This window comes from Streptomyces sp. NBC_01433 (genome assembly GCF_026340105.1).
Taxonomy (GTDB): domain Bacteria; phylum Actinomycetota; class Actinomycetes; order Streptomycetales; family Streptomycetaceae; genus Streptomyces.
The window spans coordinates 1,843,434-1,856,227 of the sequence record NZ_JAPEPM010000001.1 but is presented as its reverse complement, the minus strand read 5'-3'; the positions used below and the strand labels follow the sequence as shown (position 1 = coordinate 1,856,227).

Sequence of the window (12,794 nt, the reverse complement as noted above, 5' to 3'; positions counted from 1 at the left end):
GACTTCCGCCTAGTACCGCCGGTCGGATCCGCCCCAGCTCCCGCGGCGAGGACCAGGATGTCGAGTCGCCTCTTCAAGGGTGGTGCACGCCACACTCGAGAACTCCGGGCTGCAAGTAATCTGAGCCGCATGACAGCCCGCTTGGACGATGACGATGACGGTGACCGTGAGGGTGCCCCCTCTCCCGGGGAGGAGGTTGCCGACCAGGAGCGTGATTACTGGGAGAATCGGCGACTCACCCAGGAACTGGACGACGATGAAGCCGGACGGCGGGAGCGGCGTCGGCTGAGTATGCGGGAACGGAAGATGCATCTGCGGGTCCGTATGCATCGCTACGCGCGTCAGCAGGACCAAGGACCGCTGCCAAGTGCCCTGGTGCTCCCGCCGTTGCCCGAAGACGGTGATCCCTACGGTCGTCACGACGTCACGAAGTCTGACGACGACTGGTACTGACGGTCGGCCCCTTCGGCCCCTGCTTCCTGGCTCCAGAGCGATGGGATATTGGGCCAACTCCCGGGTACGGCCCGCGACTCGTTGCCAGCGCCGCGTTCACTTGTACGCCGAAACGGCACGGCGATAGCGGTCAGGAGAAGGCCGTCCATGTGCAGCCAGGTGCCGCTGAAACTGTCCAGGACTTCCCCGTCCAGCGTGGGCCCCTCGACGAGTAGTTGTGCTTCAAAGGTTCCTGCGGGGCTGATCCTCACGATTGCTTCTTCGAATCCGAGCCAGCGCCTGGTCAGTGGGAACCAGGTTTTGTAGACGCATTCCTTCGCGCTGAACAGCAACCGGTCCCACGCGGTTCCGCAGGCAGGCAGGATCGCCAGGAGGTCGGCTTCTTCGCGGCGCGCGAGTACATTCAGCAGGCTGTCGCCGTCGGGCAATGGAGCATTCGGTTCCGCGTCGATGCCCAGTGCGGCGATATCGCGATCGTGCGCGACCGCCGCACCCCGGTAACCCGTGCAGTGGGTCATGCTCCCCACGATTCCGGCCGGCCAGCGAGGTTCCCTGTCTTCACCGGGAACCAGGGCCACGGGAGGCTGCCCGAGCTTCGTGAGCGCGTCACGTGCGCAGGCACGTACTGTCGCGTACTCCGCCTGGCGGGAGGTGACGGCTCTCGCGACGGCGGGCCACTCCTCGGGGAACAACACGGCCTCGGCGTCGGCGCGATCACTCAGCGAGTGAGCGGTCTGGACCGTGGGGGGAAGTATGTGCTCGAGCACGTGCTCTCGATTCTCCTCTGTTCCGTGGGCCCACTCAACGATCAGGCCCGTTCACGCACTCAAGCCGCATAGGACGGGGACTCCACGCTCGCAGGGGATTGCCAACGCAGAGGCCCCCTGGATTCGAGTGCGGGGGTCGCCGGTGCGGCGCGCTCCGCCAGCAGATGGCGGACCAGGTTCAGCACGGTGAACCTGGGGGTGCCGCCGGCGTCCCAGTTGGCTGGGCGTACCAGGCCCCGGGTGCACAGCAAGTGGATGGCGCTCAGCGCCGAGTCGCCGACTTGCTCCGGCGAGGCGAAGGCCTGGGCCATGGTCCAGGGGAGCGAATGGGCGGCGAGCTGGCGCAGGACGTCGGCGTCGCGTGGATGCAGCGACTTGATGGACGCCCCGAGCACCGCCCGTAGATCGGCGGTGTCGTTGCCGGGTGGGGTGGCGAGCTTGATCGGATTGCGCCTGGCCAGGCTCAGGAGCTGGTCCGGACTGTAGAGGAGGAGCCAAGCGGCGGCAGCTTCGATCGCTTGGGGGATGCCGTCAAGGCTCTGGCAGATGCCGGCGAGCACGGCCATGATCCGGCTGTCGACCAGCGCCTCGCGTTCGAGGGAGCTGCAGCGCGACAGCATCAGCTGCAGAGCAGGGCTGACGGCCGATTCACGGCCTGTGGGACCGACCGAACGGTCTGCCACGGACAGCGGAAAGACAGGGTAGTCAGTGCCCGCGCCCCACTTCGAGCCCTCACGGGCCTCGTACAGGACGTGCAGTCCCCGGCACCGCACCAGCAGGCGCCGGAGCGCCGCCTGCGTGCCGGGGCTCATGGTGACGTCGGGCACCACCAGCAGGATGTCGTTGGTGCCAAAGGCGGTGGCCAGATAGCCGAGCTCGGAATCGCCGCGGAGCAGGGCGGCGATATGAGCCTGCAAGCGGTCCGCAGGCTTGCCGGCGGGCCCGCCTTCCGGCTCCGCCCAGACGACCGGCATCTGGGCAGAGGCGTCCATCGCCCCGGCGACCTCCTGGATCAGCCGGGACTTGCCGACTCCGGCCATGCCGACCACTCGGATCAGGCGGTGTCCGCCGAACTTGATCAGACCCATGAGAGCTTCGATGTCGCGCTCGCGGCCGATGGTCGGTTCGAGGACGGCGGGCGGCGGGGCGGGGGAGTCGGCCGGTATGTCGCGAGTAGACGGCCCAGCGGCTGCTTCCTCGACTCTCGCCCGCTGGACTCCGGTCAGCCGCAGACCGTCCAGCAGTAGTCGGAGAGTTTCCCGCCGGGGGTTCTGGGTGAGATCGAGTTCGAGATCGCGAATCGTCCGGACGCTGACAGACGACAGGTCGGCGAGCTGAGTCTGGGTGACGCCGATGCGTCTGCGTGCCGCCTTGAGTACAGCCCCGAGGGTCGGAGACGTCTGATGGTCCAGCGTTACTGTGCGCTCGTCGCGGTTCTGAGTCGAATTCAAAGTATCCTCGCCACTGTGTCTCGTGCTGCGGACAGCAAACTGATTCTGATCGCACACCGTCGCCGCATCCCCCCCCGAAAGCGATGTCGACCCGGGCACCGGCATCCGTGATGCCCTACTACCGGCGCCGTCCAGAAGGAGCCACGGTCAGAAAGGCGTTCAGCCGGCTGACGTCCATGGCTCTTCCCCGTACCCCTCCACCGAGGACAAGGCCGCGACGTAGTCACGCTCCACGGTCTGTTCGTCGGCGTGGAGGAACTGAACCCGGGTCACCGGCGGAGCTCCGCCCACCACTGCGCCGCGGTAACTCTCCAGTGCCTTCAGTTCCCGCATGAGGCTGCGGAATCTCGCGGAACCGGACGCCGGAGTGGGCAGGGCGACCCAGGCCGCGTGCCGTAGCTGCCGGTAGGGCCTGGCGGCACGCAGCCGGAACCATTCCGGGGCGAGGTAGGCGAAGACGGTCCAGTCGGCCTGTCCTTCGCCGATTGCCGCGCGCGTGAGCAGCGGCTCGTCGGTCGCGCAGATGCCCGCGCTCGGGGCGACCTGGACCGGACCGTGCGCGGTGTGCTCGAACTCCGTGCAGGCCGGACCGTTACGCAGCCCTGCCGCGTCGAGTCCTGCCAGAGTCAGGTCCACCAAGCGGTCCTGCCGCACGCCCCGGCGGGCGAGTAGCCTCGCACCGCGCGGCCGTCCGTCCGCTTGCAGTGAACCGGTCTGCCGCGTCTCCCAGATATCGCAGATGTAGTGGACTCCGTCCAGACTCACGGAATGCACCTTGAATCCCGTCAGCCCGGCTATTTCCGCAGAATTCCGCTGAGCCACGCTCCGTCGCACACCACTGTTTCGCAGACCCAGACCCGCGCTAAGAGCCGCAGCGAGTCCGACCCCCGTGCCGAGTCCGGGCAGCACGGCTACCGGCCGATAGGAGGATACGCGATCCAGCGTGTCCGTGAATTGATCGCGATGCGCCACGAGGTCACGAAAGTCATCGCAGCGAAAGGACGACGCAAACCATTCAGGTATCATTGCAGTGCTCTGCACATGGACAATTTCATAACCTCGATCCCGGATCGGGGAAACGAGCAGTCGCGCGCTGGAGTAAGCATCGACCAGGGCCACCACGGGCCGATCGGTCATCCTGACTCCTCCTCCTTTACACCAGGCATTTCATTCAGGCACTGCAACATCTGTCGGTGACTCACAGAAGGGCCCGACTCCCAGTAGCGTGCGCCACTTACAGCTCCGGCCACGGGACGGCACCGAATTGAGAGTCGCGAAGGCGAATTCCGAGACGTGGAGCCACGCGGAGCCATACCGGCCGCCTCGTCGGACACTCCCGGACGATGATCGGCCGAGACGCTTCGGACCCTCTCAAATGCCGTCCCCCACGGATCAGTTGATGGCGAACGCGCATGCCCTTCGGCCTGCTCACCGCGTTGCGCCATGCCGTCGGCTCACGGTGGCGCCCATCGGGGCTGCGGTCCGTCGAGCACGCCGGCGTGAAGGCGCTCGCCTCGGGGTGCCCGGTACCGTAACCGGTCGGCATTCCCGCGCGAACCGACACACGTAAGTGCACACTTTCACTGACGCGCAACATTCTGGATCGCCGTCAAGGGTGCACTGGAATTCGCCAGATTCTATCCAACTCCGCCGGATATCAGATACGAGCCACGCTGGTTCTCGCGAAGTATGCGAATCAGCGTTTCTCATGCCAGGTCACCTGGGCGACGTCACCGTGGTCGCCCTGACGTTCGGATCCTCATCCACTCGGACCGCATCCCGTCCTGACGGCTGCGGGAGCGTGACGGGAATTACCCCCACGCAGAGTCGGCCGGCGTAGCGGATTCGGAACCCTGCGAAGCAGATGCCGCGTACTCAGTATTCGCCAGCGTCGCGCTGCCCACAAGGAAATTGACGGCGCCAAAGGCGAGCAGAGCGGCCGTTCCGAGTGCAACAGGGATGGCGCGAATGCGGTAAATCATGGGTCCCCCTCGATTCAAGAACGTGGTTCACCGTTGCGGTGTTCCAGAATCATCCACCGCCGTTCGCCGCGAGCGAAGATTTTAGTGGCATCATGAGTGGGCAATGCAGGAATGCGAAGGATGGGCAAATGTGCACAGAGCGGGATCAGGTGGGGGTAACGCGGCTCCCTGAGCTATGCGAGGACGGCTTGGAGCGCTATCGCGACGTGCTGGCGGCGGGTGGCGTTACGACTGACCGGGTCCCCGACTGCCTGCTCGACCTGGGGTTGCTCCGGGCTCTGCCGGACAACCCGGGCTCTCTCACTCCGATTCCTCCTGACCTTGCTGCTGCCTCACTTTCCCGGCCGATCAAGCAAGCAGTCACCGAGTACCAGGACACCCTGACGGCGATACGCACTACGATGGCCCGGGCGGAGGCTGTCTACGCGGAGGCCCAGCAGGACGGCGGCACCTCGATGCAGGTGCTCTCCGGTGAGAGCGTGATCGCAGCCGCTCTGGAAGAGACGGTGCAGTCCTGCCGTGAGGAGCTGCTGACCGCCCAGCCCAACGGTGGCCGTTCGCCCGAGCTCCTCGCCGAGGCCCTGCCGCGCGATCTCGCCCTGGCCGCTCGCGGCGTCAAACAGCGCACGCTATACCAGCACACGGTGCGGGCACACGGCCCCACGCTCTCCTACATCGAGCGAGTGGTGTCCGCGGGCGCGGAGGTCAGGACGCTCGACGAGGTGTTCGACAGACTCATCGTGTGCGACAGCAGGACGGCCTTCATCCCCGGTCCGCGCGACCGCCGCCAGTCCGCATTGCTCATTCGGCACCCCAGCGTCATCGAGTATCTGGTCAAAGGCTTCGAGCAGGCGTGGAGCCGTGCGGCAGCCGTGGGCGAGGCCCCCTCCCGGCTGCGCCCGCCGCCCCTCACCGACGAGACCCGAAGGGCCGTGCTGCGGCTCATGGTGGAGGGCTACACCGACGAGGCGATCGCTGGACGGCTCGGCATCAGCAGGCGAACGGTGGGCACCCACGTCCAGAAGACCTCTGAAGTCCTCGGCAGCCGCAGCCGCGCACAGCTCGCCTACCTCATCGCACAGACCAACCTTCTGGACTACTCCGACCTGGGTGCCGTGGAGGAGGCTTCAGCCAAGACGGCAACGTGAGGAGCGGCGACAGCCGGGAGCCTCCGTGAGGAGGACGACGTCACCAGGATTTACGTACGGACTGGGCCACGAGCCATGGCGACAGGCCGGGTGTCTCTGGACGCGAACCGGGGGTTCCGGCGTCACCAGGTGGTCCGGTTTCTCCTGGTCGAGACCCGCGGGGCGACGAGTATGTGCCGACTCAAAGCCGTTCGGGGCATGTATTGCGGCACAAGCGGGGTCGACGGTCCTGGATAATGCGGCATCGCTGCGGACCTTCACATCGCTGGCGGACTCGCCTCTATACCAGTACCTGCTACCTGCCTTCCTCTTCGGATTCCCTTTCACCTTCGTACCTGCGCTGCTCGCCCGACGGCTGCTGAACCCGAAGTCCGGCGTGCTGCGGATCGCTCTGTGCACGCTCGTCGCCATCACGGTCAGCGGCGCGACGGTCGGCCGGACCATGAGCAGGGGCGACGAATGGTCCCTATCCACCGTCTTCTGGGGCGTCACGCTCGCCCTCACCATGCTGCTGTTGCTGGAGGCGTTCGGCCTCAGCGGCCTCGGCCCCGTCTCCCTGGCCAAGGAGCTCTGGGCTTGTCCGGCGCATCTTTCCGGGTTGCCCACCGCCGCTGAATCGCTGTAGCGACCCGCCGGACAAGGAACTGGGTGAGCAGGTCGGGTCCGCCGCGAAATGCCTCGACATCGGGCGCGGTGATCGGGGATGCTTCACGCGATGACCAAAATCGAAGACACGCCGCCCGCATGGGACGACCGCACCCAGCTCACCACGTTCCTCGACTACGTACGTGACACCGCCCGCGCCAAGTGCGACGGTGTCTCTGCGGAGAACGCACGCAAGGCGCTGCTGCCGGGCTCACCCCTGATGACCATGAGCGGGGTCATCAACCACCTCCGCTGGGTCGAGTACTACTGGTTCCAAGTGATCTTCCTCGGCGAGGAAGACCGGGCCCCCATGACGGAGGAGGACCCCGACCGCGAGATGCGTATCGCCGTCGACTTTCCGCTTACGCAGTTGCTCGACGAATACGCCGAACAGAGCGCCCACTACCGCGAACTGGTCGCCGGGAACGATCTGGACAGGCAGGCCAAGGGAACCATTCGCAACGGCCTCCATGTCGACCTGCGCTGGATCCTCCTCCATCTCACCGAGGAGACGGCCCGCCACAACGGCCACCTGGACATTCTGCGCGAGATGCTCGACGGCACGACCGGCGACTAGGGCGCGTATTTGGCCGTGATCAAGGGCAGGTCCGAGCGAGGTCTTTGATCCAGATCATTGAGGCGCGCAGGTGGAGCCGGCGAGGTAGCTCTCGGGTGTTTTGTCGTATCGAGTGGCGATGCCTCGCCAGGCCTTCAGCTTGTTGATCAGGCGCTCGACGGCGTTCCGCTCCTTGTAGAGGTCGGCGTCGTGGGTGACCGGCCGACCGCCCCTGCGGCCTGGTCCTTCTTTTCCGGGATGACTGCTTTGATGTTGCGTTTGCGCAGGTAGGCGCGGTTGCCGCGGGACGAGTACGCCTTGTCTCCGGCGACCGCGCCGGGCCGGGTGCGGGGACGACCAACGGGCCCGCGGACCCGTACCTTCTTGAGCACCGGGATGAACTGCGGGCTGTCAGCGGCCTGCCCGGCGGTCAGGATCAGGGCCAGCGGCCGGTACCTGCGGTCGGCAGCCAGGTGAATCTTGCTGGTCTGTCCGCCTCGTGAGCGCCCGAGCAAGGCAGCTTTCAAGCGGAGCTTGCGCCGCCGCCGGACGCGCCGCCGTTCGGCCCGGCCGGGATCAGCGACACCGCCGTGTCCGTCTTGTTCCGCCGTGCCGCCCCCTTTTGCCGGGCCGCCTCCGCCTCGATGGCAGCCTTTTCCAGAGCGTCCAAAACATCCTCCTCCAGACGCATTCCAGCAGCGTCGTGATGGGCACGGACCGTCGTGGAGTCCACACTGACCAGCGACGTATCCACCCTGCCCCGCCCGGCCGCCTCGGCTATCGCCCCCTCCAGCAGCGCCTCGAAAACTCCGGCGTCCCGCCACTGCCTGGACCTGTTGGGCACGGTAGACCAGGCGCCGAACCGGCCCGGCATCTCCCGCCACTGCGCTCCCGTTCGGAACTTCCAGATCACACCTTCGAACTGTTGCCGCAGCCGTTCTGGATACGGACCGTACTCACCGACCGGCAGATACGGCTCGACGTACCCCCCACTCGTCGTCCGTCAGTTGCTCACTCGTCATATGCACCGGACTACCGGATTCGCCGCCGGGCGCTACCTGACCGTCGCCGCACGGCTGGGCGAGCAAGACGACGAACTCGCAGACCTTCCCGCCTACATCGCTGACATGCTCGCCGAGGACCGCAGACAGCGCGACGAACACCGATTCAACGGGGGAGTAGGCCACATCGACGCCAAACCTCAGACCGCAGCCCAGGCCGCCGCCGTACTCGCACTCGCAGCACGTCTCCTGACGCCCCGACGGGGAGACCAGCACCCGCCGCCTCGAAGCGTCCGCCCGGCCTTCGGCCAAGTACCCTGACTCCCTCACCGAACTTCCGGCCGGCACTTCCGCTCAGCGGGCGGGAGAGCGGCCGCAGCTGAGCGGCAAGCCACGCAGCGGCCGGCCGGCCGACGCCACGGTCGATGACGTTCGCGCAGCCAGGACTCGAGGGTGGCCATCTCGCGGCCGGGCAGCACTTCGACGCGTCTGCTGGCTTCGGCGTCCGTGATGATCGTGGCGTAGCGGCGGCGGCGGCGCAGGGCGAAATCGTCCACGCCGATCACCCGCAGGACCGCCTGCTGCGGGAAACGGGCACGGCCATTGGACCAGCTAGGCGTGCGACCCGCCCGGCCGCATAACTCCCGCGCCCCCTGGGATATCTGCCAGGCAAGCCGCACCGTGCGGCGCTGATGGCGCTCCAGCAGTCCGGGAATCTGCTCGCGGAAGGTCTGTCTCCGGCAGCCCAGGGCTGGACAGACCAGCCGCCGTACCCGCAGGTGGGTGACGACCGGGCGGCCGTCGACCGGCACGTCCGTCGGTGATACCCGTGCACCTTCGCCGTCGGCGTCCGGCACGCCGGACACGGCACCGCCGCATCCCGCGTGCGGGCCGTGACCACCACTGCGTCACCACCGTCCACCACGTCCTCGACGACGAGCACCGGCAGCCCGGAAAACACCGTCCCGACGAGGGAGTTGACATCCATCACAAGATCATGATCGCGGATGACTACTCGGCGTCACCACCGACTACGGGCCAGACCCGAACGTTTTGCAGTCCCCCTGCAAGGACTATTCCAGGGTTCATAGCGCCGTCATGCCCCGCATCATGGAGAGCCTGTGGAACCTCGCCATCAAGTGTCCACCGGCAGGACGGGCGCGCCAACCGAGCTGTCGCCCTACGACTTTACGGGCCCGGAGTGCGTAAGCGCTGCGTGAGCGGACGGGGCGGCACAGGATGGATCGGGTGGTACACGTAGCGAGCGATTCAGGTCTCCTACCTGGGCGGACGGGATGCGCAGGCACCGCCCAGCGCCACCCGAGATGATCTTTCAGGCCCTTGTAATGCGTAGGTCGTCGGTTCGAATCCGACAGGGGGCTCAGGGGAAGCCCAGGTCGGACAGTGTCTGACCTGGGCTTTTTCTCATTCCGCGCCCAAGCGCGCGAAGGGGGCGGGGGAGGTGGCGGTGTCAGAAGCGTGTGTTCGTGAGCTGAGCGGAGCGTCCGCAACCGGGGTTCCGCTCAAGATCGGTGTGGACGGTGGCTCGCCCGCGTTCGGCTCGGCGGTCGCTGGGGAGCCTTGTCCGCGGCGCGGGGTGCACGGGTCTGCGTTGGATTGGCTGTCCTCGGGGATTCAGCGCGTGCCGGAGTCCTGAGCCGGTGGGGCGAGGCCGTCGGCTCTTCGTCCCTGACGGCCGTCAGGGATTGTGGGACAGCCCTTGGGGCTGGGCGATGGAACTGAGTGGGACGGGGGACGGCATCGCAGCAGCTTCGGCGCGCAGGATTTCGGTGGCATCCGGGCTGTCGCCAGACCCACGGCCGTCCGGCGGGCTGTCTTCCATCGCCGGGTAAGGCGAAATTGGTCCGGTTCACGACTGGTCCGGCCTTCATGGACGGGAAGCCGTTCCCCTGGATCGCCCGGAAATTCGCGAACAGGCGGGTCCGGATTCCGGTGTGATGAGCCCGCGTTCGCTCTGCCGAAAACAGCACGCGATGCGCGTGTGACGCGCAGCTGCACGAACTGGCTCTTGTCCTACCGAAATTCTATTCATCCCAACGAGTGCACCGAATTCAGAATGGTGGCGGAGGGGCCATCAGAATGGTGGGGCCTCCCGTTGTTGCAGTCGTTGGAGATGCTGTTGCCCAGTTATGACATGCCCGCCCACGACCACAGCTCCTCATCCCCGGCTCCGGCTCCGGGCTCGTTCCGCGACCCGAGGGACGCCGCGAGTTTCGCGCCCGCCGCGCTCGGATACGCCCTCTTCGCCACCCGCTGGCTCCAGGCCCCGCTCTATTTCGGCCTGGTCGCCGCACAGGGCGTCTATGTCTACAAGTTCTTCAACGAGCTGTGGAAATTAATCGGTCATGTCATCAACGGTTACGCCGACGAGACGTACGTCATGCTCGCCGTCCTCAAACTGGTCGACGTCGTGATGATCGCCAATCTGCTGATCATGACGATCGTCGGCGGCTACGAGACCTTCGTCTCGCGCATCAATCTCCAGGGCCATCGAGACCAGCCGGAATGGCTCTCGCACGTCAACTCGAACGTGCTCAAGGTCAAGCTCGCCACCGCCATCGTGGGCATTTCGTCCGTCCATCTGCTGCAGATGTTCGTCGACGTGCACCACACTTCCCGGCACGCGCTGCTGTGGGGGACCGTGATCCACATGGCCTTCATCCTGTCCGCCGCGATTCTGGCCTATATGTCGGGCCCCATGTTGGAGTCGCGGAAGAGTGGTCATGGGGACGGTGGGGACGGTGGCCATGCAGACGGTCACGGGGGAGGGAACATGCGGCTGATCCCGAAGCAGTCCGGTGGGTCGCACAGCGATGTCATGTCAGTGGGGCGGGCGGCGCCCTCCGCCTCGGCAGCGACGTCCGTTTCGTCGCGTGGGGTTTCGGGCGCCGAGTCGCGTATCCGCGCCGCGGGTTTCCCCGCCCCCAAGACACTGGAGGACTTCGACCACGACTACGTCCGGTCACTCGACCGGGAGGCCGTGGCCATGCTCGGCAAGCTGGACTTCATCACCGCCAAGGAGAACGTGGTCCTCCTCGGCCCGCCCGGCACCGGCAAGACCCACCTCGCCGTCGCCTTCGGCACGCGCGCCTGCCAGGCCGGCCACCAGGTGCTGTTCGCCACCGCTGACGAATGGGCCGTCCGACTCGCCGACGCCAAGGCCGCAGGCCGCCTCACCAAGGAACTGGCCCTGCTGGACCGGTACCCCCTGCTGATCGTCGACGCACTGGGCTGCTTCCCCCTGGAGGCCGAAGAGGCCCAGCTCTTCTCCCGCCTCGTCGCGCACCGCTACGAGCGCGGCTCGCTGATCGTCACCAGCGACAAGCCCCTGAGCGGCTGGGACCTCGTCCTCGGCGACGCCTCGGTGGCCTCGGCCGTGATCGACCGCCTCGTCCACCACTCCGAGATCATCAGCGTCGAGGGGGACAACTACCGGATGCGCGACCACGGCGGCTTCGGTTTCGCGTCCTCGGCCGTCCGTTAGGGCCTGCTCCGGGTTGAGATCTCGACTTCCGCGTTTGGCCGGATCGAGTCCATCGTCGCCACGAAGCCCGTCGCGGCCGACCTGTCTGGCCGCCTGTCTCTTGCGGCACCCATTCGTTCGCGTCGGCGTCGAACGGTTGGGCGTAGCAGCGGATGGCGTAGGTGCCGGGCGGGTGCGGGCGCGGGTCCACGTGCCGCGGTGTGCGTGGCCGGTGAAATCTCACCGTCGCGCAGCACGGCCGCGTTGTCAGAGTGCCCGAAAAGCTCACGGGGGAAGGGGCTCCAACGATGGTCGAACAACCGGCCCTTGCCGTGTCGGCGGACGATCTCACGCGGCTCGCAGATGACTTGGACGAGATGCAGCGCCACCTGGACACCCAGGTACGGCGGATGGACGCCATCGTGGACCGTATCGAATCCGGGTGGCGCGGTGAGGCGGCCAAGGGCTATCGCGCACTCCACAGAGGAGCCGCCGAGGACGCGGTGCGCATCCGGGAGATCCTCCAGGTCCTGGAAGAAGCGATGCGCATGGGCCGGGACGGCTTTACGCAACAGGAGCTGGACGTGCTCCACGCCATGCGGTCGGTCCAGTCCAAAGTCGATGTGGCGGCCGAGGCGCGTGAGCTCTCCGAGGGCACCCCGCCGCCGCGCAGCAGGATCAACGACCTCTGACCGAACGCACCCGGAGGAACCTCGCGTGTCCGACGACCACATAGGCGTCATTTTCTCCACCCTGCGGGATCTGGCCGGCGATCTTGAGGACATACTCAAGCAGCTCAACGAGAAGCTCGAAACGCTCTACGAAAGAACCGAGAAGGTCGTCCTCACCTGGGAAGGGGAGGCCCGGGACACGTTCGTGGACGAGCTCGACAAGTGGGACCGTCAGCTGCAGGACCTCCAGGCCGCGCAGGCGTGGCTGCATGACGTCGTCACGACCGGCCACAGCAACTACGCGGAAGCCCACCGGGCCGTCCTGCGTGGATGGGGGGCCGCCTGATGGCCGAACCGACCCCCGGCGCCTCCCCCTCGGCCACACCTCCGGCCGACAGCGACCCGCCGAAGAGTCCTTCCGGCGGCGCCGGGCCGACCCCCGAACCCTCGCCCGGTTCGCTTCAGGACCCTCAGGGCCGGGACATCTCGCGTCATGACACCGCTTCGGCCGAGCGGGAGCGCAGGCGGAACGTCGAGGAGCTCAAACCGGCGGCCCCTCCGGACGTCAACGGCGGGTTCGACATCTCGCCGGGGCACGTCTACTACGCCTCGGGGCTCGTCAGCAACGAGCAGTTC

11 protein-coding genes and 2 pseudogenes are annotated in these 12,794 nt (G+C 66.8%); 8 read left to right on the top strand and 5 right to left on the bottom strand.

Features of this window, described 5'->3' with window-relative positions:
* The first annotated feature begins 129 nt into the window (after positions 1-129).
* Entirely contained in the window at positions 130-453 is a 324-nt protein-coding gene (locus OG413_RS08320; protein ID WP_266803922.1) for a hypothetical protein, read from the top strand.
* Here the strand turns inward: OG413_RS08320 and OG413_RS08315 are convergent.
* The 3 genes from OG413_RS08315 to OG413_RS08305 all read right to left on the bottom strand — a co-directional run bounded on the left by OG413_RS08315 (position 417) and on the right by OG413_RS08305 (position 3,436).
* Entirely contained in the window at positions 417-1,148 is a 732-nt protein-coding gene (locus OG413_RS08315) for a 4'-phosphopantetheinyl transferase superfamily protein (protein ID WP_323137910.1), read from the bottom strand. The two genes, OG413_RS08320 and OG413_RS08315, sit on opposite strands and share 37 nt — an antisense overlap.
* Positions 1,149-1,279: 131 nt before the next feature.
* The gene (locus tag OG413_RS08310) at positions 1,280-2,671 is read right to left on the bottom strand and encodes a helix-turn-helix domain-containing protein (protein ID WP_266803920.1); all 1,392 of its coding nucleotides are present in this window, start codon (positions 2,669-2,671) and stop codon (positions 1,280-1,282) included.
* A gap of 159 nt (positions 2,672-2,830) precedes the next feature.
* Complete coding sequence (locus tag OG413_RS08305) at positions 2,831-3,436, bottom strand: hypothetical protein (RefSeq protein WP_266803919.1); 606 nt, start codon at positions 3,434-3,436, stop codon at positions 2,831-2,833.
* Between the two features lie 1,405 nt (positions 3,437-4,841).
* Between OG413_RS08305 and OG413_RS08300 the strand changes: the two genes are divergently transcribed.
* From OG413_RS08300 to OG413_RS08290, 3 genes are all read left to right on the top strand, one after another.
* On the top strand, positions 4,842-5,801 hold the full coding sequence (locus OG413_RS08300) for a LuxR C-terminal-related transcriptional regulator (RefSeq protein ID WP_266803917.1): 960 nt from the start codon (positions 4,842-4,844) through the stop codon (positions 5,799-5,801).
* A gap of 376 nt (positions 5,802-6,177) precedes the next feature.
* Positions 6,178-6,426: a hypothetical protein gene (locus tag OG413_RS08295; protein WP_266803916.1), complete on the top strand. Its 249-nt coding sequence runs from the start codon at positions 6,178-6,180 to the stop codon at positions 6,424-6,426.
* A 90-nt stretch (positions 6,427-6,516) separates the two neighbouring features.
* Positions 6,517-7,023 carry a DinB family protein gene (locus OG413_RS08290; RefSeq protein WP_266803914.1) on the top strand — a complete coding sequence of 169 codons (507 nt, stop codon included), beginning with the start codon at positions 6,517-6,519 and terminating at the stop codon, positions 7,021-7,023.
* A 19-nt stretch (positions 7,024-7,042) separates the two neighbouring features.
* Here OG413_RS08290 and OG413_RS08285 read toward each other — a convergent pair.
* Positions 7,043-8,024: pseudogene (locus OG413_RS08285) on the bottom strand (IS5 family transposase).
* Between OG413_RS08285 and OG413_RS08280 the strand changes: the two are divergent.
* Positions 8,025-8,324 carry a hypothetical protein gene (locus OG413_RS08280; RefSeq protein ID WP_266810402.1) on the top strand — a complete coding sequence of 100 codons (300 nt, stop codon included), beginning with the start codon at positions 8,025-8,027 and terminating at the stop codon, positions 8,322-8,324.
* 110 nt (positions 8,325-8,434) lie between these two features.
* Here OG413_RS08280 and OG413_RS08275 read toward each other — a convergent pair.
* Positions 8,435-8,964, bottom strand: a pseudogene (locus OG413_RS08275) (transposase); the annotation flags it as partial.
* A 1,179-nt stretch (positions 8,965-10,143) separates the two neighbouring features.
* On the opposite strand from OG413_RS08275, the gene istB reads away from it, so the two are divergent.
* From istB to OG413_RS08260, 3 genes are all read left to right on the top strand, one after another.
* Positions 10,144-11,508: an IS21-like element helper ATPase IstB gene (gene istB / locus OG413_RS08270; RefSeq protein ID WP_266803912.1), complete on the top strand. Its 1,365-nt coding sequence runs from the start codon at positions 10,144-10,146 to the stop codon at positions 11,506-11,508.
* A 287-nt stretch (positions 11,509-11,795) separates the two neighbouring features.
* On the top strand, positions 11,796-12,179 hold the full coding sequence (locus OG413_RS08265) for a WXG100 family type VII secretion target (RefSeq protein WP_266803910.1): 384 nt from the start codon (positions 11,796-11,798) through the stop codon (positions 12,177-12,179).
* A 25-nt stretch (positions 12,180-12,204) separates the two neighbouring features.
* Complete coding sequence (locus OG413_RS08260) at positions 12,205-12,504, top strand: WXG100 family type VII secretion target (RefSeq protein ID WP_266803908.1); 300 nt, start codon at positions 12,205-12,207, stop codon at positions 12,502-12,504.
* The last annotated feature ends 290 nt before the right edge of the window (positions 12,505-12,794 follow it).

What these genes read in the sequence shown, in the direction of transcription:
- OG413_RS08320 (WP_266803922.1), top strand. Translation starts at nt 130, where the DNA reads ATGACAGCCCGCTTGGACGATGACGATGACGGTGACCGTGAGGGTGCC.
- OG413_RS08290 (WP_266803914.1), top strand. Translation starts at nt 6,517, where the DNA reads ATGACCAAAATCGAAGACACGCCGCCCGCATGGGACGACCGCACCCAG.
- OG413_RS08280 (WP_266810402.1), top strand. Translation starts at nt 8,025, where the DNA reads ATGCACCGGACTACCGGATTCGCCGCCGGGCGCTACCTGACCGTCGCC.
- OG413_RS08265 (WP_266803910.1), top strand. Translation starts at nt 11,796, where the DNA reads ATGGTCGAACAACCGGCCCTTGCCGTGTCGGCGGACGATCTCACGCGG.